Here is a 25654-nt window from a genome sequence, read left to right as displayed (position 1 = left end):
ACCAACCATGTTCAAGAAAATGATCGCGGCCGTTGCCGTGGCCGCCCTCGCCGCCTGCGGCATGGCGCAGGCGCAGACCTACCCCAGCAAGCCCGTCACCGTCGTCGTGCCGTTCTCGCCCGGCGGGGCCGCCGACATCATGGCGCGCTCGCTGGCCGAGCGCATGGCCGCCAAGCTGGGCCAGCCAGTGATCGTCGAGAACAAGCCCGGCGCGGGCACGGTGATCGCGTCCGACTACGTGGCGCGCGCCACGCCCGACGGCCACACGCTGCTGCTGGCGGCCTCGTCGCTGGGCATTGCGCCGGCGCTGTACAAGAAGGTCAACTACGACCCGGTCAAGGACTTCACGCCGGTGACGCAGGTCGCCTCGGTGGTGCACGTGCTGGAGGTGCACCCCAGCGTGCCGGCCAATAACGTGGCCGAGCTGGTCGCCTGGCTCAAGGCCAATCCGGCCAAGGGCAGCTACGGCTCGGTGGGTGCGGGTACCTCGACGCACCTGGAGTCCGAGCTGTTCAAGACCATGGCCGGCGCGCCCATGGAGCACGTGCCCTACAAGGGCAGCGCCCCGGCGCTGATGGACCTGGTGGGCGGCAACATCAATGTGATGTTCGACGCCTACGCCTCGTCCAAGCCCTTCATCAACGACAGGAAGGTGCGCCTGCTGGCGGTGACCACGGCCAAGCGCTCCAAGCTGCTGCCCGACACCCCAACGGTGGCCGAGTCCGGCCTGCCCGGCTACGAGGCCATGCCCTGGCTGGGCCTGGTCGCGCCCACGGGCACGCCCGCGCCGGCCGTGGCCAAGCTGCACACGGTGGTGCAGGACGTGCTCAAGGAACCGGCCATCCAGGAGAAGTTCGCCTCGCTGGGGCTGGAGATCATAGCCAACACGCCCGAGGAGTTCGCGGCCTTCCTCAGGAAGGACATCGCCAAGTGGGCCAAGGTGGTCAAGGAATCCGGCGCCACGGTGGATTGATGCCACTTCATTTTGATAGCTGCCAGCGCTTGTCATAAGCCATATTCAAATATAAAACCATTTGAATGGCTTGCAAACCAAGCGCCAGTAGCTCTCTTTTTTGTAATAGCTATACAAGGAAAGCCTCATGCAAGTGGGCTATTCGGCGGAAGACGAAGCCTTCCGCCTGGGCGTTCGCGACTGGTTCGAAACCGAGTACCCGCGCTTCAAGAGCGCGTGGACGGAGCAATCCGGCGAGCCCGATCCCAACGACCTCGCCTGGCGCCGCGCCTGGGAAGACCATGTCAGCCGCGCCGGCTGGGCCGGCCTGGGCTGGCCCGAGCAGTACGGCGGCAGGAACCTGCCGCTCACGCGCCAGGCCATCTTCCACGAGGAGCAGGCCCGCATCGGCGCGCCGCTGGGCGTGAACATCATCGGCCACGGCATCCTCGGCCCCACGCTGATCCACTTTGCCAGCGAGGCGCAAAAGCAGCGCTTTCTGCCCGGCATCCTGGCCAACCGCGACATCTGGTGCCAGGGCTATTCCGAGCCCGGCGCGGGCTCGGACCTGGCGGCACTGGCCACGCGCGCCGAGCGCAAAAGCGACCACTATGTGCTCAACGGCCACAAGATCTGGACCTCGTTCGCGCACATCGCCGACTACTGCTTCGTGCTGGCGCGCACCGACGCCACGGCCCAGCGCCACAAGGGCATCAGCTTCTTGCTGGTGGACATGAAGCTGCCCGGCGTGCGCGTGGCGCCCATCCGCCAGATCACCAGCGAGGCCGACTTCAACGAAGTCTTCTTCGAGGACGTGAAGGTGCCGCTCGATGCCCTGGTCGGCGAGGAAAACGGCGGCTGGCGCCTGGCCATGGCGGCGGCCAGCTTCGAGCGCGGCACCTACTTCATCCCGCGCCAGGTGCGCTTTGCGCAGGAGGTCGAGGCGCTCAAGCAACTGGCTGCAATAACGCAGGACGACAGCGGTGGCAGCCGGCTCGACTGCCCGCACCTGCGCCGCGACATCGCGCGCCTGGCCGTGGACAGCCATGTGCTCCAGCTCAAGTCCTGGCGCGCGCTGACCCACGCGCTGCGCGGCGGCCCGCCCGGGCCCGAGGGCTCGGCCACCAAGCTGCACTGGAGCGAATCGCACCAGAAGCTGCTCACGCTGGCCACCGAGCTGCTGGGCGAGCGCGCGCTGGCCGGGCCATCGCCCCAGGGCGCCGACAAGGCCGCGGCCGCCTGGGTGCGCGATGCGCTGTGGACGCGCGCCGAAACCATTCTCGCCGGCACCTCCGAGGTGCAGCGCAACATCTTGGCCGAGCAGATGTTGAAACTACCGAAGGGCTGAATCCATGGACTTCGCACTCAACGCCGAGCAGCAGATGCTGCACGAATCGGCCACGCGCTTTTTTGCCGACCGCCACCCGCTGGCCCGCGCCCGCCAAGCCCTGCCCTGGAGCGATCCGGCCCAGCGGCAGCTGTGGCGCGATATGGCCGAGATGGGTTGGATGAGCCTGCTGGGCCCTGAGGAACAAGGCGGCCTGGGACTGGGCCTGACCGAGGCCCACCTGATCGCCGAAGCCGCCGGCGCCCGGCTGCTGAACCTGCCCTGGGCCGCCAGCGCCGTGCTGCTGCCGCTGTGGCTGCGGGCCGCGCCGGATGACGCGCCGGCGCTGCGCGAACTGGCCCGGTCCGTCGCGGCCGGCGAGCGCGCCGTGCATTGCGTGTCGGCGCGCGACCGGGTCTGGGACCATGCCAGCCAGTGCACCGACCTCGTGGTGGTGCGCGGGCTGGATGACGAGAGCCAGTCGCTGGAGCTGGCCGTGCTGCCCGCCTCAGCGGCGGATGCCCAGGCCGGGCTGGACCCGACGCTCATGCAGGCCGCCGCCGCTGTACCTTCATCCCTCCACTGGCAGACGCTGGCCGTGCCCGCCAAGGCCCGCGCCCATGCGCGCGCCGCCTCGCGGTTGATGCGGTGTGCCGAACTCATAGGCCTGGCCCAGGCCGCGCTCGCCCTGGGCAGCAACCACGCCATCGAGCGCGTGCAGTTCGGCAAGCCCATAGGCAGCTACCAGGCCATCAAGCACCAGCTCGCCAACGCCTGGATGGCCGTGGACAACGCGCGCCTGGCCGCGCTCTACGCCGGCGCGGCGCTGGACGGCCATCTGCCCGATGCGCGCTTTGCCTGCGCGGCGGCCGAATTCACCGCCATCGAGGGCGCGCTGCAGGCCACGCGCAGCGCCATCCAGGTCTGCGGCGGCATGGGCTTCACCTGGGAGCACGACGCCCACCTGTACCTCAAGCGCGCCCAGCACCTGGCCGCGCGGCTGGGCGGCGCCTCGCGGGCGCTGACGCAGGTGGAGGAGCTGGTGCTGGCCTGAACTCAGGCCACGTCGTGCGCGGCCATCAGCTCCAGCGCCTTCACCAGCGCGGAGTGGTCCAGCTGGTCATCGCCATTGGCGGCGCAGACCTGCATCAGCTGCGCGGCCCCGGCGGTCTGCGGCAGCGCCAGCCCCAGCTCGCGCGCGCCCTGCAGCGCCAGGCCCAGGTCCTTCTGGTGCAGCTGGATGCGGAAGCCCGGCGCGAAAGTGCGCTTGATCATGCGCTCGCCGTGCACCTCGAGGATGCGGCTGGCCGCGAAGCCGCCCATCAGCGCCTCGCGCACCTTGGCCGGATCGGCACCGGCCTTGCTGGCGAACAGCAGGGCCTCGCCCACGGCCGCGATGTTCAGCGCGACGATGATCTGGTTCGCCACCTTGGTGGTCTGGCCGTCGCCGTTGCCACCCACCAGGGTGATGTTCTTGCCCATCTTCTCGAGCAGCGGCCGCACCTTGTCGAACACCGCCGGCTCGCCGCCGCACATGATGGTCAGCGAGGCCGCCTTGGCGCCCACCTCGCCGCCCGATACCGGCGCGTCGATGTAGTCCGCGCCCAGCGCATTGATCCTCTGCGCGAAGTCCTTGGTGGCCATCGGCGAGATCGAGCTCATGTCGACGATCACCTTGCGCTCGCCACCCTGGCCCAGAGCAGCCGCCACGCCGTTGTCGCCGAACAGCACCGCTTCCACGTCCGGCGTGTCGGGCACCATCAGGAAGACCACGTCGGCGTGGCTCGCCACCTCCTGCACCGTGGCGCAGGGGATGGCGGCCGAGGCCTTGATGGCATCCGGCACGCGGCGTGCCGCACTCACGTAGACCGTGTGGCCGGCGTTGACCAGGTGCAGCGCCATCGGCGCGCCCATGATGCCGAGGCCGATAAATCCAAGCTTCATGTCTTTGTCCTTGCGAATGGAAAATTCAATACGAGTCCGAGGCCGGTGCGGGCCCGGATGCAGGCGCGCCGGCACGCATGGCCTGCAGCAGCTGCTGCGCGCCGGCGGCCATCAGCCGCGCGTCGGAGCTGACGGTGACGAACTGGAAGCCATCGGCGATCCGCGCCAGCGCGCTTTCGGGCGCGCCGTTGTGGATGCCGGCCATGATGCCATGCGCCTTGGCGCGCTCCAGGATGTGGTCCACGGCCTGCTGCGCCTTCGGGTCCAGCCCGTCGAACACCGGCCGGCAGCCCAGCGACAGCGACAAATCGCTGGGCCCGATGTAGACCGCGTCCAGCCCTTCCACGCTCATGATGGCGTCGAGGTTGTCCAGCGCCTGCGCGGTCTCGATCATCGCGAAGGTCACGATGGTGTCGTTGGCATGCGCGGGGTAGTCGGCGCCGCCATACAGCAGCGCGCGCACCGGCCCGAAGCTGCGCGTGCCGCGCGGCGCATAGTGGGTGTAGGCCACGAGCTTCTGCGCGTCCTCGCGGGTGTTGACCATGGGGCAGATCACGCCGTAGGCGCCGGCATCCAGCGTCTTCATCAGGATGCCCGGCTCCAGCCACGGCACGCGCACCAGCGGCACGGTCGGCGTGGTCGAGATCGCCTGCAGCATGCCCACCATGGCCTGGTAGTCGACCACGCCGTGCTGCATGTCGATGGTCAGCGTGTCCCAGCCCTGGTGGGCCATGGTCTCGGCGGAAAAGCCGTTCGGTATGGCGAGCCAGCCGTTGACGGCGGCGCCGCCGGAAGCCCAGATCTCGCGGAGTCGGTTGGGTCGCATGGTTTGCTCCTTGTGAATTGCTCCCTCTCCCGCTGGCGGGAGAGGGTTGGGGTGAGGGTGTGGCATCGCTGCCCTCACCCCGCCCTCTCCCAGAGGGAGAGGGCGTCATGCCGTCAGGTGACGGGTGCCGGGTTGAACAGCACCAGGGCGTTGTGCAGCCGCCACTGCTCGGCCCAGGTCTGCTTGCGGCCGCTGGCCACGTCGAGCATGAGCCGGAACATCTCCCAGCCCAGCTCCTCGATCGTGGCCTCGCCGTCGGCGATGCGGCCGGCGTTCACGTCCATCAGGTCGTGCCAGCGCCGCGCCAGGTCGCTGCGCGTGGCCACCTTGATGACCGGCACCTGCGCCAGCCCGTAGGGCGTGCCGCGCCCGGTGGTGAACACGTGCAGGTTCATGCCGGCGGCCAGCTGCAGCGTGCCGCAGATGAAGTCGCTGGCCGGCGTGGCGGCGTAGACCAGGCCGCGCTCTATGCCGCGGTCCGCCAGGCGCTGGCCCGGCGACAGCACGCCGGTGATGGGTGCGGTGCCGCTCTTGATGATCGAGCCCATGGCCTTCTCGACGATGTTGGACAGGCCGCCCTTCTTGTTGCCGGGCGTGGTGTTGGCGCTGCGGTCCACGCGGCCCTGGTCAAGATAGGCGTCGTACCAGGCCATCTCGTCGATCATGGCCTGGGCCACCTCGGGGCTGGACGCGCGCGAGGTGAGCTGGTCAATGCCGTCGCGCACCTCGGTCACTTCGCTGAACATCACGGTGGCGCCCGCGCGCACCAGCAGGTCGGTGCAAAAGCCCACAGCCGGGTTGGCGGTGACGCCGCTGAAGGCGTCGCTGCCGCCGCACTGCACGCCCACCACCAGGGCGCTGGCGGGCACGGTCTCGCGCCGGCGCCGGTTCAGCCGCTCAAGATGCGCGCGTGCGCTGTCCATGATGGAGTCGATCATGGACATAAAGCCCACATGGGACTCGTCCTGCAGGCAGACCACGTCCAGCTCCGGCTCGCGCTCGTCGACGATGGGGAACGAACCCGGCGGCAGCAGGCGCTCGGGCTGCAGCTTCTCGCAGCCCAGGCTGACCACCATGACCTCGCCGCCGAAGTTCGGATTGCGGCTGATGTTGCGCAGCGTGCGCTGCGGTATCTCGGCGCCCACGGCGTCGATGGCCACGCCGCAGCCGTAGCTGTGTTCCAGCCCGACCACGTCGTCCACATTCGGATACCGGGGCAGCAGCTCGGCCTTGATGCGGTGCACCGCGAAGTCGAGCACGCCGGCCACGCACTGCACTGTGGTGGTGATGGCCAGGATATTGCGCGTGCCCACGCTGCCGTCGGCATTGCGGTAGCCCTCGAAGGTATGGCCTTCGAGCGGCTCCAGCGCCGGCGGCTTCACAGTGGCGATGGGCAGGCCCTGCAGCGAGCGCGCCTCGGGCATCCGCAACAGCCGCTCGTGCACCCAGCTGCCGGCCGCAATGGGCTTGAGCGCGTAGCCGATGACCACGTTGTAGCGACGCACCGCGCCGCCTTCGGGAATGTCCGCCAGCGCCACCTTGTGCGCCTGCGGCACCTGGTCCACCAGGACCAGGCCCGAAGGCAGCACGGTGCCTGCCGGCAGGCCGCCGTCGTTGGCGATGATGGCCACGTTGTCCGCCGGGTGCATGGCGATGGAGAGCGGGGTTCGGGTACTCATGGCGATCTCGTCTCTTCGGGGTGGCCTCAATCCGCCTTGATGCCAGCGGCCTTGATGACCTTGGCCCACTTGGCCACCTCGGCCTTCTGGTACTCGCCCAGCTCGGCCGGCGTCATCGTGGACGGCAGCATGCCGAAGGCCTTGAGACGGGACTGGACCTCGGGCGTGGCGACGATCTTCATGATCTCGGCATGCAGGCGCTCGACGACCGCCGGCGGCGTGCCTGCGGGCGCGAACACGGCCTGCCACGAGCCCATGTCGAAGCCCTTCTCGCCGGCCTCGGCGATGGTGGGCACCTCGGGCAGCGATTCCAGGCGCTTGGAGCTGGTCACCGCGATGGGGCGCAGCTTGCCGGACTGGATGTGTGGGCCCACGACCAGCGCGGTGTCGAACATCATGTCCACCTGGCCGCCGATTACGTCCTGCACGGCCGGGCCGCTGCCCTTGTAGGGCACGTGGGTGAACTTCACGCCGGTCTGGTAGGCCAGCAGCTCCAGCGCCATGTGGTTCGAGGTGCCGCTGCCCGGTGAGGCCGACGACAGACCACCCGCCGCTGCCTTGGCCTTGCTGGCGGCCAGCACGTCGGCCAGCGTCTTGTAGGGGCTGGATGCGGGCACCACCAGCACCAGCGGGCCCGAGCCCAGCATGGCCACCGGCGTGAAGGACTTGACCGGGTCGTAGTCAAGCTTGGAGTACAGGCTCACGTTGATGGCGTGCGAGCTGATGGTGCCGCCGAGGATGGTGTAGCCGTCGGCCGGCGCGCGCGCGGCGATGGCCGAACCCACGCTGCCGCCGGCGCCGCCCTTGTTGTCGATGACCACCGGCGTGCCCAGCGCCTTGCCCAGCGGCTGGGCGATCACGCGCGCCAGCGTGTCGGTGTTGCCGCCGGGCGGGAACGGCACCACGTAGGTGATGGGCTTGCCCGTGGGCCAGTTGCCCTGCGCCAGGACGGGCGCGGCGGCCAGCAGCAGGGCGCTGGCGGCAATGGCGTGGTGGATCAGTGTGCGGCGTTGCATGGGGGTTGTCTCCTGTCGGTGTCTGGATAGGGAAAGTTCAAAAGCGGGGCTGCTGGCCGGTGAAAGATGGGTCGTACTTGCGCATCTGCCCCAGGTCGTCGCGGTTGCGGATGCCGCAGTGCAGGTAGTTGTCATGCAGGCGCGCCAGCGCCTCGCGGTCCAGCGCCACGCCCAGGCCCGGCGCGGTGGGCACGCGCAGGCTGCCCTGCTCGAAGCGCAGGCGCCCGCCCTCGATCACCTCCTCGTCCTGCCACGGGTAGTGGGTGTCGCAGGCGTAGGTGAGCAGCGGCACGCTGGCGCACAGGTGGGTCATGGCCACCAGGCTGATGCCCAGGTGCGAGTTGCTGTGCATGGACAGGCCCAGGTCGAAGGTGCGGCACAGCGTGGACAAACGCTGCGTGGCGCGCAGCCCGCCCCAGTAGTGGTGGTCGCTCAGCACGAGCTTCACCGGGCAGCCCATGTCGGCATTGCGGCGGAACTCGGCGAAGTCGGTGACCACCATGTTGGTGGCCAGCGGCACCTCGCACTCGCGCGCCACGGCGGCCATGCCGTCCAGGCCCGGGGCCGGGTCTTCGTAGTATTCGAGTACGCCGCGCAGCTGCTGCACGATCTTCAGGCTGGTCGCCACCGTCCAGTTGCCGTTGGGGTCGATGCGCAGCGGCGTGCCGGGGAAGGCCTCGGCCAGCGCCAGGATGCCCGCGGCCTCCTGCTCGGGCGGCAGCGTGCCGGCCTTGAGCTTGATGCTGCGAAAGCCGTATTCATCGATCATGCGCCGCGCCTGCGCCACCAGCTGCTGCGGCGCCAGTGCCTCGCCCCAGGCGTCGGCTGCATAAGGCTTGTCGATGTGCTCGGCGTACTTGTAGAACAAATAGGCCGAGAACGGCACGCTGTCGCGCGCCGCGCCGCCGAGCAGGTCGACCACGGGCGCCTGCGCGAGCTGCCCCTGCAGGTCGAGCATGGCGACCTCGAAGGCGCTGACCACCTTGGCCACGGTCTTGGACACATGGGTGCCCGGCGCCAGCGACACCTGCTGGCCGAGGAACTCCGAGGCCGTCATGGTGGGCGGCGCCACCAGGGCCGCAACGCGGCTTTCCATCTCGTTGAGCGCCCAGGGCGACAGGCCGACCAGGGCCGGCGCGGCCTTGGCCAGCGCATCGAGCATGGGCTGGTCGCCGTAGCTCTCGTTGATGCCGACCAGGCCCGAGGCGGTCTCGATCTCGATGATGGAGCGCAGCGCCCAGGGCTCGTGGATGCCGGCGGCGTTCAGCAGCGGCGGATCGCGGAAGGCAATGGGCGTGACGCGGATATGGCGGATGGCGTGCGAGGTAGTCATGGGGAACGGGTAGAGGTAGAAGGTCAGCTGACCTTCATGAACAGGCCGGGCAGCCAGGTCGAGAACGCCGGCACGAAGGTGACCACGGCCAGCGCGAAGATCAGCGCGCCGTAGAACGGCCAGATGGTGCGCATCACCGTGCCCACCGAGACGCCGCCGATGGCGCAGCCGACAAACTGCGTCGTGCCCACGGGCGGGGTGTTCAGGCCCAGCGCGCAGTTGATCAGCATCACGATGCCGAACTGCACCGAACTCATGCCGTAGTGCTGGGCGATCGGCAAAAAGATCGGCGTGCACAGCAGGATGGTGGCCGCCATGTCGAGGAAGGTGCCCAGCACGAACAGGATGATGTTGATGAGCAGGAAGATCACCCACGGCGTGCTGGTGATCTGGCTGAGCATCTGGCCCGTCAGCTCGGCCACGCCGTACAGGCTGATGAGGTAGCCGAAGGTGCTGGAGATGCCGATCAGCAGCAGGATCACGCCGGTGGTCTTCACCGCCTTCGACGCCGCCTTGATGAAGTTCTCGCGGGTCAGCGTGCGGTACAGGAAGATGGTCAGCGCCAGCGCGTAGAGCACGGCCACGGCGGCCGACTCGGTGGCGGTGAACACGCCCGACAGGATGCCGCCCAGGATCAGCACCACCACGAACAGCCCCGGCAGCGCCGCGGCGAACGAGCGGCCCACGATGTGCCAGCCCGGGAAGGTGCCGGCCGGGTAGCCGCGCCGCACCGCGACCCAGTAGGCCGCGAGCAGGTTGGACACCGTGAGCACCAGCGCCGGCATCAGCGCGGCCAGGATCAGCGCGGCGATCGACACCTTGCCGCCCGCGGCCAGCGCGTAGATGATGATGTTGTGGCTGGTGGGCATCAGCGCGCCGACCAGGGCCGCATGCGTGGTCACGTTGACGGCGTAGTCGGCGTGGTAGCCCTCCTTCTTCATCATCGGGATCATCACCGCGCCCATGGCCGAGACATCGGCCACCGGCGAGCCCGAGACGCCGCCGAACAGCGTGCAGGCCACGACGTTGGACATGCCCAGGCCGCCGCGCACATGGCCGACCAGCGAACGCGCGAAGTCCACGATGCGGTCGGCGATGCCGCCGTAGAGCATCAGCTCGCCGGCGAAGATGAAGAACGGGATCGCCAGGAACGAGAACACGCCCATGCCCGAGGTCATCTGCTGGAAGCCCACCTCCAGCGGCAGGCCCTCGTACAGCAGCGTGGCCAGCGACGACAGGCCGATGGAGAACGCCACGGGCACGCCGAGCAGCAGCAGCACGGCGAACGAGACGCAAAGAATGGTCAATGCAACGGTCATCACTTATCCCCAGGCGGGTTCGACTTCTTGTCCGCGCGCGAGCGCGATGATGTGTTCGATCGAGAACAGCACGATGAGTACGCCGGCGATGGATGCGGGCACGTAGCGCCAGCCCTCCGAGATGCCCAGCGTGGGCAGGCGGTAGCTCCAGACCGATTCGGCCAGCGAGGCGCAGCTCCAGGCCATGGCCACGCCGAACAGCACCACCAGCGCGTGGATCAGGAACTCGATCTTCAGCCGCAGCCCGTCGGGCGCGAGCACCAGCAGCGACTCCAGCCCGATGTGGCCCGAGTCGCGCACGCCCACGCTCACGCCGAGCATGGTGATGTAGAGCACCAGCAGCAGCGCCAGGCTCTCGGCCCAGGTGGGCGTGTTGTTCAGCACATAGCGGCCGAAGACCTGCCAGCTGACCGCGGCGATCACCAGCACCAGCCCGGCGATGCCCAGCCACATGCAGGCGCGCGCCAGCGTCTTGCAGAGTTTGGTGTACATGGTTTTGAATCAAATTGGCCGCCAGTGCCTGTCCAACAAGCGCCAGCAGCTATCAAAATGCTAGTTCGTGTCCTGCGTGCGCTGGATCAGGCTCTTGAGGGCCGCGTCGGTGATGAACTTGTCGTACACCGGCTTCATCGCGTCCTGGAAGGGCTTCTTGTCGATGTCGATGAACTGCGCGCCGCCGGCCTTGGCCGTAGCCAGCGCCCGCTGCTCGCGCTCGACCCACTTGGCGCGCATGAAGGGCACCGACTCCTTCGCGGCCTGGCGCACCCAGCCCTGCTGCTGCGGCGACAGGCGCTCCCAGCTGCGCTTGGAGAACAGCAGGATCTCGGGCGCCATCGAGTGCTCGGTGCGGGTGAAGTACTTGGCGACCTCGAAGGCGCGCGCGCTTTCGTAGGTGGGGTAGTTGTTCTCGGCGGCGTCGATCAGGCCGGTCTTCAGGCCCGTGTAGACCTCGCCCATGGGCATGGGCGTGGCGTTGGCGCCCATGGCCTCGAGCATGGCCACCCACAGGTCGGACTGCTGCACGCGCACCTTCAGTCCCTTCATGTCGGCCAGGCTGTTGACCGGCTTCTTGGCGGTGAACATGGAACGCGCGCCGCTGTCGTAGAAGGCCAGGCCGATGAAGCCCTGCTTCTCGCAGCTCTTCAGGATCTCCTCGCCCACCGGGCCGTCGAGCACCTTGTGCATGTGCTCCACCGAGCGGAACAAAAAGGGCATGGTGGGCACGATGGTCTCGGGGCAGACGTTGTTCATCGCGCCCACGTTGACGCGCACCATCTGCAGCGCGCCGATCTTGGCCTGCTCGATGGTCTCCTTCTCGCCGCCCAGCGCGCCGCTGGGGAAGACCTTGATCGTGTCCTTGCCGCCCGACAGCTGCTTGAGCTTCTCGCCCATGAACTTGACGGCCAGCACGGTGGGGTAGTCGTCGGGGTGGATGTCGGACGAGCGGAACTCCGCCGCCTGGGCGCCAGCTCCGATCAGGCTGGCGGCCACGCCTGCCAGCAGGGTTGGGATGAGCTTCATGGACTTGTCTCCTGTGTTGTCGGTGGTTGGCGAGAAACGTGTACTAGGAACCGAGGAACGGCGGCTCGGCCAGCCCCTGCACGCCGGGGCGCAGCGCGAACACGCCGCCGGCCAGCGGCTGGTCGGCGAGGTCGCCTTCGGGGCGGATCGAGGTGACGAACAAGGTATCGAGCCCGGCGCCGCCAAAGGCGCACATTGCGGGCTTCTTGACGGGCACGGCCAGCGAGCGGTCGAGCCGGCCGTCGGGCGTGAAGCGGTGCACCAGGCCGGCGTCGTTGCCGCAGATCCAGTAGCAGCCGTCGGCATCGACGGCCGCGCCGTCGGGCCGGCCGGGCAGCGGCCGCATGTCCACGAACAAACGGCGGTTATGGGGCGTGCCGCTGTCGGTGTCGTAGTCGAAGGCCCACACGGCCTGCACCTGCGGGTGCGAATCGGACAGATACATGGTGCGGCCGTCGGGGCTGAAGGCCATGCCGTTGGGCACGATCAGCGGGCCCAGGTCCAGGTCGGCCAGGCCGGCGCCGTTCCAGCGGTAGACCTGACCCACGCTCTGCGCCGCCGCCATGTCGAGCAGCATGGTGCCGGCCAGGAAACGGCCCTGGCGGTCGCAGCGGCCGTCGTTGAAGCGCATGCCGGGCCGCGCATGCGGCGCCAGCGCCAGCGGTTTCGCCTGGGCATCGCCGCCGCCTTCCGGCAGCGTGATGCGGTACAGGCCGTCCTCCAGCCCGGCGATCCACTGCCGCGGCTCGCCGGCCCAGGGCGCCATGCAGGCCAGCATCTGCGGCAGCTGCCATTGCGTGCGCGCGCCATCGGCCGCGCGCCAGCGGTGCAGCACGCCGCGCGGGATGTCGGCCCAGTACAGCGATTGCTCGGCGGCCACCCAGACCGGGCTTTCGCCGGTGGCGCAGCGCGCGTCGCAGACCAGTTCGGCGGCGGCCTGCATCATTGGTCCTCGAACGGGCCCTGGGCGGTGAACGCCCCGCCCTGGTAGACGGCCACCGGGTCATTGGCGGCGGGGGCGGGCTGGGCCTCGACCTGGGCGCGGAAGGGCTCGGAGCTGTCCTGCGGCACGAAGCCCAGGTGGGCGGCGGCGTGGTTGTCCCACCAGCCGTCGCGGTTGGCCGAGGCGCCGTAGACCACGGTGTGGCCCACGTTCGGGGTGAACAGCGATTGCTCGATCAGCCGCGTCAGGTCGTCGTAGCTGAGCCAGGTGCTCATCATGCGGCGGTCGCGCGGCGCGGGGAAGGACGAGCCGATGCGGATGCTCACCGTCTCGATGCCGTAGCGGTCGAAGTAGAAGCTGGCCAGGTCTTCGCCGAAGGACTTGGACAGGCCGTAGTAGCCGTCGGGGCGGCGGCGGGCGTTGGCGTCGATGCGTTCGTCCTGCCGGTAGAAGCCGATCACGTGGTTGGAGCTGGCAAACACCACGCGCTGGACGCCATGGCGGCGCGCGCCCTCGTAGAGGTGGAACACGCCCTTGATATTGGCCTCGAGCACCTCCTCGAACGGGCGCTCCACCGAGACCCCGCCCAGGTGCACGATGGCGTCGCAGCCCGCGACCAGCGCATCCACCGCCCGCTTGTCGGCCAGGTCGCAGGGCACGGACTCCTCGGGCGCGCCGGGCGCCGGCGCCAGCGCCGCGATATCCGAGATGCGCAGGATGTCGGCATACGGCCGCAGCTGCTCGCGCAGCACCTGGCCCAGGCCGCCGGCCGCGCCGGTCAGCAGGAGCCGGTGCACTTTGGGGGTGGAAGTCATGGTTTGTGATACGTTGTCTGATAACTGAAGACGGATTATGATGACGACCATGCACCCTTCATCCCCGGAATTACCCGAACTGCGGTCCCTGCCCGTTGCGGCGGAGGTCCAGCTGCGCGGCAAGGCCGGCCGCAATGGCCGCAGCCTGGCGAACCTGCTGTCCGAGGAGTTCGAGAACAAGATCCGCCAGGGTCTGCTGCACGAGGGCGACAAGCTGCCCACCGAGTCGGAGCTGGTGCGCAGCTACGACGTGAGCCGCACCGTGGTGCGCGAGGCGATCTCCAAGCTGCAGGCCGCGGGCCTGGTGGAGACGCGCCACGGCATAGGCACCTTCGTGCTGCCGGCGCGCGAGGGCGTGGGCCTCACGCTCAATGCCCGCGAGCTGAGCGAATCGGTGGACGTGCTGGCCGTGCTGGAGCTGCGCATCAGCCTCGAGACCGAGGCCGCGGGCCTGGCCGCGCAGCGGCGCAGCCCCGAGCACCTGCAGGCCATGCGCCAGGCGCTGCACGCCTTCGAGCACAACGCGGCGGCCGGCGGCGACACCATCACCCACGACCTGGCCTTCCACCTGGGCATCGCGCAGGCCACGGGCAACCCGTATTTCCGCGACATCCTGGCGCACTTCGGCGCCATGCTGATCCCGCGCACGCGCATCACCTCGATCCAGGCGCCGGGGCGCGACCCCGACTACCTGCGCCGCGTGAACCGCGAGCACGAGGAGATCTACAACGCCATCGAGCGCCAGGATGCCGACTCGGCCCGCGCGGCCATGCGCATCCACCTGACCAACTCGCGCGAGCGCCTGCGCCTGGCGCAGAAGCACAGCACGCAGCACTCGTAATTTTGGGTTTTTTTGCACTCTAGCGCTTGCATAGCAAGCGCCAGCAGCTCTCTTTTTTGATATTCCCTCGGCGTTTTCCCTGAGTGTTGTCTGACTTCTTTGGCTTGCCCGCCTTGCCAAACCAGTTGTATGATGACGTATAACTTAAGCCTGGAGACCTGCATGCCCTCAGCTTCCCCCACCCGCCGCACCGCCGCCCTGGCGCTGGCCGCCCTCGCCGGCCTGACTGGCTTAAGCGCCACGGCATTCGCCCCCGCCGCCCGGGCCGCCGATGCCTGGCCCGCCAAGCCCATCCGCCTCGTCGTGCCCTACCCGCCGGGCGGCAGCTCGGACATCATCGCCCGCTCCATCAGCCAGCAGATCTCGCAGGCGCTGAAGCAGCCGGTGATCGTGGACAACAAGCCCGGCGCCAACGGCAACCTGGGCGCCGAGCTGGTCGCCCGCGCCCAGCCCGACGGCTACACCTGGCTGCTGTGCGACCTGGGCGCGCTGGCGATCTCGCCGTCGGTCTACACCAAGCTCAGCTTCGATCCGTCCAAGGACCTGCGCGGCGCGACCATGCTGGCGTATTCGCCGCACATGCTGGTGGTGCATCCGTCCGTGAAGGCCAGCAACCTGCAGGAGCTGGTGGCCCTGTCCCAGACCAGCGACCTGAACTTCGCCGTCACCGCCACCGGCAGCGCGCCGCACCTGGCGGGCGTGGAGCTGGCGCGGCTCACCGGCGCCAAGTGGGTCTACGTGCCCTACAAGGGCGGCGTGCAGTCGGTGCAGGACACCGTGGCCGGCCAGACCCAGGTGCTGATGAACGGCATGCTCGCCACCTACCCGCAGGTGCAGGCCGGCAAGCTCAAGCTGCTGGGCATCTCCAAGGCCACGCGCATGCCGCTGATCGCCGACGTGCCCACGCTGGCCGAGCAGGGCGCGAAGGGCTTCGCGTCCGGCACCTGGCAGGGCGTGGTGCTGCCCGCCAAGACGCCCGACGCCATCGTGCAGCGCGTGAACCAGGCGCTGACCGAGGCCATCCGCTCGCCCGACGTGCGCTCGCGCCTGAGCGGCCAGGGCGCCGAGGTGGTGACGATGACGCCCGCCGAGACCAACCAGTTCTTCGCCGCCGAGCGCGCGCGCTGGCACCAGGTGGTGCAGGCCGCGCAGATCCGGCTCGATTGATCCCCGCCCCATTCCCTCCTTTTTCCCCGCTTCCCCAACCTGTTCCAGGAACACCCCATGACCATGTCTCCCCAGCACCTCAAGGACGTGATGAGCTCCGGCCTGCTGTCGTTTCCGCTGACCGATTTCGACGCCGAGGGCAACTTCAACGCCAAGGGCTACGCCGCCCGCCTCGAATGGCTGGCCCCGTATGGCGCCAGCGCGCTGTTCGCCGCCGGCGGCACGGGCGAGTTCTTCTCGCTCAGCGGCAGCGAGTACCCGGGCATCATCCAGACCGCGGTGGACACCTGCCGCGGCAAGGTGCCGATCATCGCCGGCGCGGGCGGCCCCACGCGCTTCGCCATCGAGTGCGCGCAGGCTGCCGAGCAGGCCGGCGCCCACGGCATCCTGCTGCTGCCGCACTACCTGACCGAGGCCAGCCAGGAAGGCCTGGCCGCGCACGTCGAGGCCGTGTGCCGCAGCGTGGATTTCGGCGTCATCATCTACAACCGCGGCATCAGCCGCTTCGCGCCCGAGACCGTGGCGCGCCTGGCCGAGCGCAACCCCAACCTGATCGGCTACAAGGACGGCGTGGGAGACATCGAGGCCATGAACGCCATGTACCTGGAGCTGGGCGACCGCCTGGCCTACCTGGGCGGCCTGCCCACGGCCGAGGTCTATGCCGCGGCCTACAAGGCCATGGGCACGCCGGTGTACTCGTCGGCGGTGTTCAACTTCATCCCCAAGACCGCGATGCGCTTTTACGAGGCGGTAAAAAACGACGACATGGCCACGCAGCACGACCTGCTCAAGCGCTTCTTCATGCCCTACCTGAAGCTCCGCAACCAGGGCCAGGGCTACGCGGTCAGCATCGTCAAGGCCGGCGCCAAGATCGTCGGCCACGACGCGGGCCCGGTGCGCGCGCCGCTGTCCGACCTGAAGCCGGCCGAGGTCGAGGCGCTGGCGCGGCTCATCGCCGAGCTGGACGAGTGACTCCCTTTTCGATAGCTGCTGGCGCTTGCTGAATGAGCAATTCCATGCCATTTCATTTAATAAATGGCTTGTAGCAAGCGCCAGACGCTATGAAATACATACCAGGAGACATCCCATGAAGAAGATCCTCGCCGCGCTGGCGGCCGCTGTCTCGCTGTCGGCCGCCGCGGCCTGGCCCGAGCGCAGCGTGACCATCGTCGTGCCCTTCCCGGCCGGCGGCTCCACCGACACCATCGCCCGCGCGCTGGCACAGAAGATGGGCGAGAAGCTGGGCCAGCCCTTCCTGGTGGACAACCGCCCGGGCGCCACCGGCACCATCGGCGCCACGGCCGTCAAGCGCGCCGCGCCCGATGGCTACACGCTGCTGGTGGCCTCGCTCGGCCCCTACGTCATCACGCCGCACCTGATGAAGACCGCGCCCTACGACTCAGTCAAGGACTTCGACTACCTCTCGGTGCCGGTGCAGGCGCCGAACGTGCTCGTCGCCTCGTCCTCGCCCGTCGCGCAGAAGGCCCGCACCGTGGCCGACGTGGTCGCCGCGCTCAAGGCCCAGCCGGGCAAAGTCAGCTTCGCCAGCTCGGGCAACGGCTCGTCCGACCACCTCTCGGCCGAGCTGTTCTGGCAGCAGACCGGCACCTCGGGCACGCACGTCCCCTACAAGGGCGGCGCGCCGGCCATCAACGACCTGCTGGGCGGCCAGGTGGACTTCTCGTTCCAGAACGTCAACGCCGTGCTGCAGCACATCCGCGCCGGCAAGCTGCATGCCATCGCCGTCACCGGCGACAAGCGCTCGCCGGTGCTGCCCGATGTGCCCACGCTGGCCGAGTCCGGCATCCAGGGCGCCGAGGTCTACTCGTGGCAGGGCCTGGCCGCGCCCAAGGGCCTGCCGGCCGACGTGAAGGCGAAGCTGGGCCAGGCCGCTATCGAGGCCATCCGCGACCCGGCCGTGGCCCAGCGCTTCACCGACCAGGGGCTGGAGATCGTCGGCAGCACGCCGGCCGAGTTCAGCGCCTTTCAGGCTCGCGAGAATGCCCGCTGGAAGGCGCTGATCCAGGCCCGCAAGATCAGCATCGACTGATTCGACGATCCCAACCAAGGACCCCGGCATGGCCCCCTCCAGCCCTCTCGCTCTCCGCCCCCGCGTTCTGCAGTACGGCAAGATGCCGCTGCCCCAGCTCGACGCCGAGCTGGCCCAGGCCTACGAGGTGAGCCTGCTCTCGGCGCAGCCCGAGCCCGAACGCTTTCTCGCCGAGCACGGCGCGCAGTTCGAGTACGTGGTCACCTCGGCCGCCATGGGCCTGCCGGCGCGCGTGGTCGATGCGCTGCCCCGGCTGAAATTCGTCAGCAGCTTCGGCGTGGGCTTCGATGCGCTCGACCAGGACGCGCTGCTGCGCCGCGGCGCGCGCGTGGGCTACACGCCCGGCGTGCTCGACGACTGCGTGGCCGACATGGCCTTTGCGCTGCTGCTCGACGCGGCCCGCGGCCTCAGCGAATCCGACCGCTTCGTGCGCCGCGGCGACTGGACCCGGGCGCGCTTCGGCGTGCGCACGCGCGCCAGCGGCAAGCGCCTGGGCATCTTCGGCATGGGCCGCATCGGCAGCACCGTGGCGCGCCGCGCCGCCGGCTTCGACATGGAGGTGGCCTACCACAACCGCCGCCCGGCCGAGGGCTCGCCGCACCGCTACCTGCCCTCGCTGCTGGAGCTGGCGCGCTGGTGCGACTTCCTGGTCATCACCGCCGCCGGCGGCGAGGGCACGCGCCACCTCGTCAACGCCGAGGTGCTGGCCGCGCTGGGCCCGCAGGGCTTTCTGGTCAACGTGGCCCGCGGCAGCGTGGTCGACGAGGCCGCGCTAGCCGATGCACTGCAGGCCGGCCGCATCGCCGGCGCCGGGCTCGATGTGTTCGAGGACGAACCCCGCCCGCTGCCCGCCTTGCTGGCGCTGGACAACGTGGTGCTCGCGCCCCACATCGCCAGCGGCACGCACGAAACCCGCCGCGCCATGGCCGACCTGGTACTGCACAACCTGCGGCAGTTCATCGCCACCGGCCGCCCCGCGGCCGAGGTGCCCTGGTCCGCCGCGCAATGACCGCCCTCCTCCCCCGAACCTGTTGAACGAGCCTCCCATGTCCACCACACCGACCATCACCGAGATCGAAGTCATCCCCGTCGCGGGCCGCGACGGCATGCTGATGAACCTCAGCGGCGCGCACGCGCCCTTCTTCACGCGCAACATCGTGCTCATCCACGACAGCAGCGGCCACACCGGCGTGGGCGAGGTGCCCGGCGGCGAAGGCATCCGCCAGGCGCTGGAGGACAGCAAGCGCGTGCTGCTCGGCCAGTCCATCGGCCAGCACCTGCAGCTGCTGCAGCGCGTGCAGAAAGCCCTGGAAGGCCGCGACACCGGCGGGCGCGGCCTGCAGACCTTCGACCTGCGCATCGCCGTGCATGCGGTCACGGCCGTCGAATCCGCGCTGCTCGACCTGCTGGGCCAGCACCTGGGCGTGCCGGTCGCGGCCCTGCTGGGCGAAGGCCAGCAGCGCGACCGCGTGGAGATGCTGGGCTACCTGTTCTTCGTCGGCCCATCGCATCGCACCGACCTGCCCTACGTGAAGCCCGGCGAGGACCCGCTCGGCAGCGACGCCTGGACCCAGGTGCGCCACATGGAGGCCATGACGCCCGAGTCCATCGTGCGCCAGGCCGAGGCCGCGCATGCGCGCTACGGCTTCAACGACTTCAAGCTCAAGGGCGGCGTGCTGGCCGGCGAGCAGGAGGTCGAGGCCGTGACCGCGCTGGCCAAGCGCTTCCCCGAGGCCCGCGTCACGCTGGACCCGAACGGCGGCTGGCTGCTGCAGGACGCGATCCGCCTGATGCGCGACATGCGCGGCGTACTCGCCTATGCCGAGGACCCCTGCGGCGCCGAAGGCGGCTTCTCGGGCCGCGAGGTGATGGCCGAGTTCCGCCGCGCCACCGGCCTGCCCACGGCCACCAACATGATCGCCACCGACTGGCGCCAGATGGTGCATGCGCTGTCGCTGCAGTCGGTGGACATTCCGCTGGCCGACCCGCACTTCTGGACCATGGCCGGCTCGGTGCGCGTGGGCCAGACCTGCCGCGACTGGGACCTGACCTGGGGCTCGCACTCCAACAACCACTTCGACATCTCGCTGGCCATGTTCACCCACGTGGCCGCCGCCGTGCCCGGCAAGGTCACGGCCATAGACACGCACTGGATCTGGCAGGACGGCCAGTACCTGACGAGCAATCCGTTCCAGATCCGGGACGGCTTCGTCGACGTGCCGCAGACCCCGGGCCTGGGCGTGACCGTGGACCGCGCGGCGCTGCAGCGCGCCAACGCGCTGTACCTGGAGCACGGCCTGGGCGCGCGCGACGATGCCATCGCCATGCAGTACCTGATCCCCGGCTGGAAATTCGACCCCAAGCGGCCCTGCATGCTGCGCTGATTTACTCCTATTTCAATAGCCATCAGCGCTTTATCCATGGGCGCTGAATGCCAAAAATACATTAAAAATGACCCAGCACCACCACCTCATCAACGGCCAGTGGACACCCGCCGCCGCCTACGCGCCCAACACCAATCCCAGCGACCTGTCCGACACCATCGGCGAGTACGCCCAAGGCGATGCCGCCGACGTGGAGGCCGCCGTGGCAGCCGCCACCGCCGCCTTCCCAGCCTGGGCCACGGGCTCGGTGCAGGCGCGCAGCGACGCGCTCGACAAGATCGGCAACGAGATCCTCGCGCGCAAGGAAGAGCTGGGCACGCTGCTGGCCCGCGAGGAAGGCAAGACCCGGGCCGAAGGCATCGGCGAGGCCGCGCGCGCCGGCCAGATCTTCAAGTTCTTTGCCGGCGAATGCCTGCGCCTGTCGGGCGAGGTGCTGCCTTCGGTGCGCCCGGGCATCGGGGTCGAGATCACGCGCGAGCCCGTGGGCGTGGTGGGCCTCATCACGCCGTGGAACTTTCCCATCGCCATCCCCGCCTGGAAGATCGCGCCGGCGCTGGCCTTCGGCAACTGCGTGGTCCTGAAGCCCGCCGACCTGGTGCCGGGCTGCGCCTGGGCGCTGGCCGAGATCATCAGCCGCTCGGGCATTCCAGCCGGTGTGTTCAATCTGGTCATGGGCCGCGGCAGCGTGATCGGCAATGCGCTGGTCGGCCATGCCGGCATCCATGCCATCAGCTTCACCGGCTCGGTGGGCGTGGGCCGCAGCATCGCGCTGGAATGCGCCCGGAGCGGCAAGAAGGTGCAGCTGGAGATGGGCGGCAAGAACCCGCAGGTGGTGCTGGACGATGCCCAGCTCGACCAGGCCGTCGAGCTGAGCGTGCAGAGCGCGTTCTACTCCACCGGCCAGCGCTGCACGGCGTCGAGCCGGCTGATCGTCACCGACGGCATCTACCCCAAGTTCATCGAGGCCATGCAGGCCCGCATGGCCAGGATCCAGGTCGGCGACGCGCTGGCCCAGGGCACGGACATCGGCCCGGTCTCCAGCCAGGGCCAGCTGGACCAGGACCTGGAGTACATCGCCATCGGCCAGCGCGAAGGCGCCACGCTGGCCGTGGGCGGCGAGCGGCTGCAACGGGGCACGGACGGCTACTACCTGGCCCCCGCGCTGTTCAGCGACAGCGCCAGCACCATGCGCATCAACCGCGAGGAAGTCTTCGGCCCCGTGGCCAGCGTGATCCGCGTCAAGGACTACGACGAAGCCCTGCACGTCGCCAACGACACCGAGTTCGGCCTGTCCGCCGGCATCGCCACCACCAGCCTGAAATACGCCACGCACTTCAAGCGCCACAGCCAGGCCGGCATGGTGATGGTGAACCTGCCCACCGCCGGCGTCGACTACCACGTGCCCTTCGGCGGGCGCAAGGGCAGCAGCTACGGCCCGCGCGAGCAGGGCCGCTACGCGCAGGAGTTCTTCACCACCGTCAAGACCGCCTACACGCTGGCATGAGCGCGACGGCTGCCACCACCGCCGTCACCCCTTCGGGCTGGAGCCGGCCGCCGGCCGTGGCGGCTGTGGCGCTGCTGTGCTGCCTGCTCTGGGGCAGCTCCTACCCGGCGATCAAGGGCGGCTACGAGCTGTTCGGCATCGTGCGCGAAGACCTGGCCGGCAAGCTGCTGTTCGCCGGCTGGCGCTTTGCGCTGGCCGGCGTGCTGGTGCTGCTGGCCGCCGCCGCCATGGGCAAGCCCGTGCGCGCCGGCCTGCGCCGGCAGCCGCTGCGCCTGGCGGCGCTGGGCCTGGCGCAGACCACGCTGCAGTACGTGTTCTTCTACCTGGGCCTGGCCTACACCACGGGCGTCAAGGGTTCGATCATGAACGCCACGGCCACCTTCTTCAGCGTGCTCATCGCGCACTGGCTCCATGCCGACGACCGGCTCAGCCTGCGCAAGCTGCTGGGCTGCGCGATCGGCTTCGCCGGCGTGGTGGCGGTGACGCTGGGCGGCGGCGCCGGCATCGACGGCGGCTTTGCCTGGCGCGGCGAAGGCGCCGTGGTGCTGGCCGCGCTGATCCTGGCCGCCGCCAGCATCTACGGCAAGCAGTTGTCGCAGCGCATCGACGCCATGGTGATGACCGGCTGGCAGCTGGCCCTGGGCGGCCTGTTCCTGCTGGCGCTGGGCTGGGCCGGCGGCGGCACGCTGCAGGCGCCCGGCGCGCCGGCGCTGCTGCTCCTGCTGTACCTGGCCCTGCTGTCGTCGGCGGCCTTCACGCTGTGGAGCCTGCTGCTCAGGCACAACCGCGTGAGCCAGGTGGCGATCTACAACTTCACCGTGCCGGTGTTCGGCTCGGTGCTGTCGGCGGTCTTTCTCGGCGAGCACCTGTGGGCCTGGCACTATGCGGCCGCGCTGGCCCTGGTCTGCGGCGGCATCTGGCTGGTGACGGTGGAGCGCGCGCGGCGCTAGGCGGCTGCGGCGTCCTCGTGCAGCAGCGCCAGGAACTGCTGCGCCGGCAGGCTCAGCGCGTGGTTGCGGCGCACGATGCTGCCGTAGGCCTCGAGCCGGCGCTGGAAGCGGAACGGCAGCAGCCGCAGCATGCCGTGCTCGGCATGGCTGCGCGCCACCGCCGCGGGGATCACCGCCACCATCTGCGAGCTGCGCACCAGGTTGATGCTGGTCAGGATGGAGCCGGTCTCGATCAGCCCACGCGGCAGCGACAGGCCCCGGTCGCGGAACTCCTGGTCGATCAGCGCGCGCATGGGGCTGCCCGCCGGCTGCAGCACCCAGGCATGGGCCAGCAGGGCCTCGAGCGTGACCGTGCGCTTGCGCGCCAGCGGGTGCGCCAGGCCGGCAACGACGACCAGTTCCTCGTCGTCGATGGCACGAAAGCGGTAGTCCTCGCCATGCGCGTCGGCCATGCGGCCCACCACCACCTCGAGCACGCCCTCGCGCAGCTGCGCCAGCAGGCGATCGCTGGTGTCCACCGCCACCTCGATGGACAGCAGCGGGCTCTGGCGCTTGATGCCCAGCAGCGCATTCGTCAACCGCCCCGGCGACGCCGCCATGATGCTGCCCACCGCGAGCCGCCCGGCACTGCCCTGGCGCAGCTCGACCAGTTCGCGGTTCAGTGCCTCCATGCTGCCGCGCAGGCTCTGGCAGTAGTCCAGCACGCGCTCGCCGGCGCCGTTGAGCTGCAGTCCGCGCCCCACGCGCTCGAACAGGCGCAGGCCCAGCGCGCCCTCCAGCTCGTGCAGCATCTTGGTGGCCGCGGGCTGCGACATGCCCAGCTGCGCCGCCGCGCCGCGCAGCGTGCGCTGCTCGTGGATGGCCAGCATCAGCGCGATCTGGCGCATGCGCAGCCGGTTGAGCAGCTGCGGCGTGCTGTCCTGGCGGTCTATCGATCCCATGGCGCCCCCGAAAGTTGATTACCTGGAGTTATCAATCCATCAATATCTTTCAGTTTACGGCAAGCAATGCCCTGCCTACCATCACAACGAACCACAAGACAAAGGAGACAGGCAATGAAACGACGCGCAATGTCCGCGGCCGCCGTGCTGGCGGCGCTGCTGCCCTGGGGCGCGCTGGCGCAGGGCGGCGGCGACTGGCCCGGCAAGCCGGTGCGCCTGCTGGTGGGCTCGGCCCCCGGCGGCGGCACCGATGCCATGGCCCGCGCCGTGGCCGACCGGCTGGGCCCGCTGCTCAAGCAGGCCATCGTGGTGGAGAACCGCCCCGGCGTCTCGAACACGCTGGCGGCCGACGCCACCGCCAAGTCCACCGACGGCCATACCATGGTGATGGGCGTGGTCACCGCCCATGCCATCGCACCGCACCTGCTCAAGCTCGGCTACGACAGCAACAAGGACCTGGTGCCGGTGGCCTTCGTCGGCGCCGTGCCGAACGTGCTGGTGGTGAGCAACGGCCTGGCGGCCAGGACCGTGCCCGAGCTGGTGGCGCTGGCCAAGAAGGAGCCGGGCAAGATCAACTACGCCAGCAGCGGCGCCGGCAGCACGCAGCACATCGCGGCCGAGATCTTCAAGGACGCCGCGGGCGTGGACATCACCCACGTGCCCTACAAGGGCAGCGCGCCCGCGCTGATCGACCTGGTGGGCGGCCAGGTTCAGATGAGCTTCGACACCATGCCGTCGGTGATCGGCCAGATCAAGAGCGGCAAGCTGCGCCCGCTGGCCGTGACCTCGGCGCAGCGCAACGCCCAGCTGCCACAGGTGCCGACCATGGCCGAGTCCGGCCTGCCGGCGGTGCAGGTCAGCGCCTGGTACGGCGTCTACATGCCGGCCGCCACGCCGAAGGCCGTTCAGCAGAAGGTGCACGACGAGGTCAACAAGGTCATCGCCATGCCCGAGACCAAGACCCGCCTGGAGGCCGTGGGCGCCGAGCTGACGCCCATGAGCCAGGCCGACTTCATCGCCTTCCACAACGCCGAGTACCAGCGCTACGGCGACATCATCCGCAAGAACCAGATCAAGATCGACTGAGCCATGTCCGCATCCGCAAAACCCGTCGTGGCCCTGACCCTGGGCGACCCCGCCGGCATCGGCGCCGAACTCATCGCGCGCCTGCTGGCCAAGCCCGAGGCCACGCAGCAGGCCAACATCGTGCTGGTGGGCGACCCCTGGCTGTGGCAAGAGGGCCAGCGCATCGCTGGTGTACAGGTCGAGACCGATGCCATCGCCAGCCTGGCCGCCGTGCGCGGCCATACCGGCAGCGAGCGCCCCGCCTTCCTGGCCGTGGACACGGTGGCGCCCGAATCGGTGACGCGCAGCCAGGCCCAGGCGGCCGGCGGCCGCTCGGTGCTGCAGGTGCTGGACCAGTGCATGGACGCGGCCCTGGCCGGCGACATCGACGCCATCTGCTTCGCGCCGCTGAACAAGCAGGCCATGAAGCTCGGCGGCCTGCGCCACGAGGACGAGCTGCACCACTTTGCCGAGTACCTGGGCGTGACCGGCTATTTCTGCGAGTTCAACACGCTGGGCAACCTGTGGACCTCGCGCATCTCGTCGCACGTGCCGCTGAAGGACGTGGCCAGCTACCTGAGCCAGGAGCGCATCGCGCAGGCGGCCGAGCTGATCTACCGCTCGCTGCTGGCCAACGGCATCGCGGAGCCCAAGGTGGCCATCGCCGGCTTCAACCCGCACAACGGCGACGGCGGCACCTGCGGCCGCGAGGAGATCGACACCATCGAGCCCGCCGTGCAGGCCCTGCGCGCGCGCCAGTGGCCCACGCCCGATCCCTTCCATGGCCCGTTCCCGGCCGACACCATCTTTCTGAAGGCCCAGGCCGGCGAGTACCAGGCCATCGTGACCATGTACCACGACCAGGGCCAGATCGCGATCAAGCTGCTGGGCTTCTCGCGCGGCGTGACCGTGCAGGGCGGCCTGCCGGTGCCGATCACCACGCCGGCCCACGGCACGGCCTACGACATCGCCGGCCAGGGCAAGGCCAATGTCGAAGCCACCTGGCAGGCCTTCCTGATCGCCTGCCGCATGGGCACGGCCCATCGCGCCGCCACCTAAAACCAACCCGGAGACAAC

At 69.4% G+C, this 25654-nt stretch carries 24 protein-coding genes; 13 read left to right on the top strand and 11 right to left on the bottom strand.

The window, feature by feature from the left end:
- Positions 1-7: 7 nt before the first annotated feature.
- The 3 genes from ACYVKR_RS04510 to ACYVKR_RS04500 all read left to right on the top strand — a co-directional run bounded on the left by ACYVKR_RS04510 (position 8) and on the right by ACYVKR_RS04500 (position 3333).
- Complete coding sequence (locus ACYVKR_RS04510; protein ID WP_460479610.1) at positions 8-973, top strand: tripartite tricarboxylate transporter substrate binding protein; 966 nt, start codon at positions 8-10, stop codon at positions 971-973.
- 127 nt (positions 974-1100) lie between these two features.
- Positions 1101-2300, top strand: a complete 1200-nt coding sequence (locus ACYVKR_RS04505; RefSeq protein WP_460479609.1) for an acyl-CoA dehydrogenase family protein — start codon at positions 1101-1103, stop codon at positions 2298-2300.
- Positions 2301-2304: 4 nt separating this feature from the next.
- The gene (locus tag ACYVKR_RS04500; protein ID WP_460479608.1) at positions 2305-3333 is read left to right on the top strand and encodes an acyl-CoA dehydrogenase family protein; all 1029 of its coding nucleotides are present in this window, start codon (positions 2305-2307) and stop codon (positions 3331-3333) included.
- Between the two features lie 2 nt (positions 3334-3335).
- Here the strand turns inward: ACYVKR_RS04500 and ACYVKR_RS04495 are convergent, their stop codons facing one another.
- The 10 genes from ACYVKR_RS04495 to ACYVKR_RS04450 form a co-directional block, all read right to left on the bottom strand.
- Positions 3336-4223: an HIBADH family dehydrogenase gene (locus ACYVKR_RS04495; protein WP_460479607.1), complete on the bottom strand. Its 888-nt coding sequence runs from the start codon at positions 4221-4223 to the stop codon at positions 3336-3338.
- Positions 4224-4248: 25 nt separating this feature from the next.
- Positions 4249-5049: an HpcH/HpaI aldolase family protein gene (locus ACYVKR_RS04490; RefSeq protein ID WP_460479606.1), complete on the bottom strand. Its 801-nt coding sequence runs from the start codon at positions 5047-5049 to the stop codon at positions 4249-4251.
- A gap of 113 nt (positions 5050-5162) precedes the next feature.
- Positions 5163-6728 carry a galactarate dehydratase gene (garD, locus tag ACYVKR_RS04485; protein ID WP_460479605.1) on the bottom strand — a complete coding sequence of 522 codons (1566 nt, stop codon included), beginning with the start codon at positions 6726-6728 and terminating at the stop codon, positions 5163-5165.
- A 26-nt stretch (positions 6729-6754) separates the two neighbouring features.
- Positions 6755-7744, bottom strand: coding sequence for a Bug family tripartite tricarboxylate transporter substrate binding protein (locus tag ACYVKR_RS04480; protein WP_460479604.1), 990 nt, complete (start codon positions 7742-7744; stop codon positions 6755-6757).
- A 37-nt stretch (positions 7745-7781) separates the two neighbouring features.
- Positions 7782-9077, bottom strand: a complete 1296-nt coding sequence (locus tag ACYVKR_RS04475; RefSeq protein WP_460479603.1) for a glucarate dehydratase family protein — start codon at positions 9075-9077, stop codon at positions 7782-7784.
- 23 nt (positions 9078-9100) lie between these two features.
- The gene (locus ACYVKR_RS04470; RefSeq protein ID WP_460479602.1) at positions 9101-10396 is read right to left on the bottom strand and encodes a TRAP transporter large permease; all 1296 of its coding nucleotides are present in this window, start codon (positions 10394-10396) and stop codon (positions 9101-9103) included.
- 3 nt (positions 10397-10399) lie between these two features.
- Complete coding sequence (locus ACYVKR_RS04465; RefSeq protein WP_460479601.1) at positions 10400-10888, bottom strand: TRAP transporter small permease; 489 nt, start codon at positions 10886-10888, stop codon at positions 10400-10402.
- Positions 10889-10948: 60 nt separating this feature from the next.
- Entirely contained in the window at positions 10949-11917 is a 969-nt protein-coding gene (locus tag ACYVKR_RS04460; RefSeq protein WP_460479600.1) for a TRAP transporter substrate-binding protein, read from the bottom strand.
- 43 nt (positions 11918-11960) lie between these two features.
- A complete protein-coding gene (locus tag ACYVKR_RS04455; protein WP_460479599.1) occupies positions 11961-12860 on the bottom strand; it encodes an SMP-30/gluconolactonase/LRE family protein in 900 nt (299 codons plus the stop codon).
- Positions 12860-13675, bottom strand: a complete 816-nt coding sequence (locus ACYVKR_RS04450) for an NAD-dependent epimerase/dehydratase family protein (protein ID WP_460479598.1) — start codon at positions 13673-13675, stop codon at positions 12860-12862. Before ACYVKR_RS04450 ends, ACYVKR_RS04455 begins: the two co-directional genes overlap by 1 nt.
- A gap of 37 nt (positions 13676-13712) precedes the next feature.
- Here ACYVKR_RS04450 and ACYVKR_RS04445 point away from each other — a divergent pair, with 37 nt between their 5' ends.
- The 8 genes from ACYVKR_RS04445 (at position 13713) to ACYVKR_RS04410 (ending at position 22571) form a co-directional block, all read left to right on the top strand.
- A complete protein-coding gene (locus tag ACYVKR_RS04445; protein WP_460479597.1) occupies positions 13713-14516 on the top strand; it encodes a FadR/GntR family transcriptional regulator in 804 nt (267 codons plus the stop codon).
- 162 nt (positions 14517-14678) lie between these two features.
- Positions 14679-15683 (top strand): Bug family tripartite tricarboxylate transporter substrate binding protein, encoded by a 1005-nt coding sequence (locus ACYVKR_RS04440; protein WP_460479596.1) that lies wholly within the window; start codon positions 14679-14681, stop codon positions 15681-15683.
- Between the two features lie 63 nt (positions 15684-15746).
- A complete protein-coding gene (gene kdgD / locus ACYVKR_RS04435) occupies positions 15747-16655 on the top strand; it encodes a 5-dehydro-4-deoxyglucarate dehydratase (protein ID WP_460480066.1) in 909 nt (302 codons plus the stop codon).
- A 115-nt stretch (positions 16656-16770) separates the two neighbouring features.
- On the top strand, positions 16771-17733 hold the full coding sequence (locus tag ACYVKR_RS04430) for a Bug family tripartite tricarboxylate transporter substrate binding protein (RefSeq protein WP_460479595.1): 963 nt from the start codon (positions 16771-16773) through the stop codon (positions 17731-17733).
- A 28-nt stretch (positions 17734-17761) separates the two neighbouring features.
- Complete coding sequence (locus ACYVKR_RS04425) at positions 17762-18742, top strand: 2-hydroxyacid dehydrogenase (protein WP_460479594.1); 981 nt, start codon at positions 17762-17764, stop codon at positions 18740-18742.
- 37 nt (positions 18743-18779) lie between these two features.
- Complete coding sequence (locus tag ACYVKR_RS04420) at positions 18780-20117, top strand: glucarate dehydratase family protein (RefSeq protein WP_460479593.1); 1338 nt, start codon at positions 18780-18782, stop codon at positions 20115-20117.
- Positions 20118-20184: 67 nt separating this feature from the next.
- Positions 20185-21621 carry an aldehyde dehydrogenase family protein gene (locus tag ACYVKR_RS04415; RefSeq protein WP_460479592.1) on the top strand — a complete coding sequence of 479 codons (1437 nt, stop codon included), beginning with the start codon at positions 20185-20187 and terminating at the stop codon, positions 21619-21621.
- Positions 21618-22571, top strand: a complete 954-nt coding sequence (locus tag ACYVKR_RS04410; protein WP_460479591.1) for a DMT family transporter — start codon at positions 21618-21620, stop codon at positions 22569-22571. The genes ACYVKR_RS04415 and ACYVKR_RS04410 overlap by 4 nt, the downstream gene beginning before the upstream one ends.
- Here ACYVKR_RS04410 and ACYVKR_RS04405 read toward each other — a convergent pair.
- Positions 22568-23512 carry a LysR family transcriptional regulator gene (locus ACYVKR_RS04405; RefSeq protein WP_460479590.1) on the bottom strand — a complete coding sequence of 315 codons (945 nt, stop codon included), beginning with the start codon at positions 23510-23512 and terminating at the stop codon, positions 22568-22570. The two genes, ACYVKR_RS04410 and ACYVKR_RS04405, sit on opposite strands and share 4 nt — an antisense overlap.
- Positions 23513-23626: 114 nt before the next feature.
- Between ACYVKR_RS04405 and ACYVKR_RS04400 the strand changes: the two genes are divergently transcribed.
- Both ACYVKR_RS04400 and ACYVKR_RS04395 read left to right on the top strand, forming a co-directional pair.
- Complete coding sequence (locus ACYVKR_RS04400; protein ID WP_460479589.1) at positions 23627-24598, top strand: Bug family tripartite tricarboxylate transporter substrate binding protein; 972 nt, start codon at positions 23627-23629, stop codon at positions 24596-24598.
- Positions 24599-24601: 3 nt separating this feature from the next.
- On the top strand, positions 24602-25636 hold the full coding sequence (locus ACYVKR_RS04395; protein WP_460479588.1) for a 4-hydroxythreonine-4-phosphate dehydrogenase PdxA: 1035 nt from the start codon (positions 24602-24604) through the stop codon (positions 25634-25636).
- The last annotated feature ends 18 nt before the right edge of the window (positions 25637-25654 follow it).

It is taken from the genome of Comamonas humi, from assembly GCF_054782535.1.
This window is presented reverse-complemented; position numbering and strand designations above follow the sequence as displayed.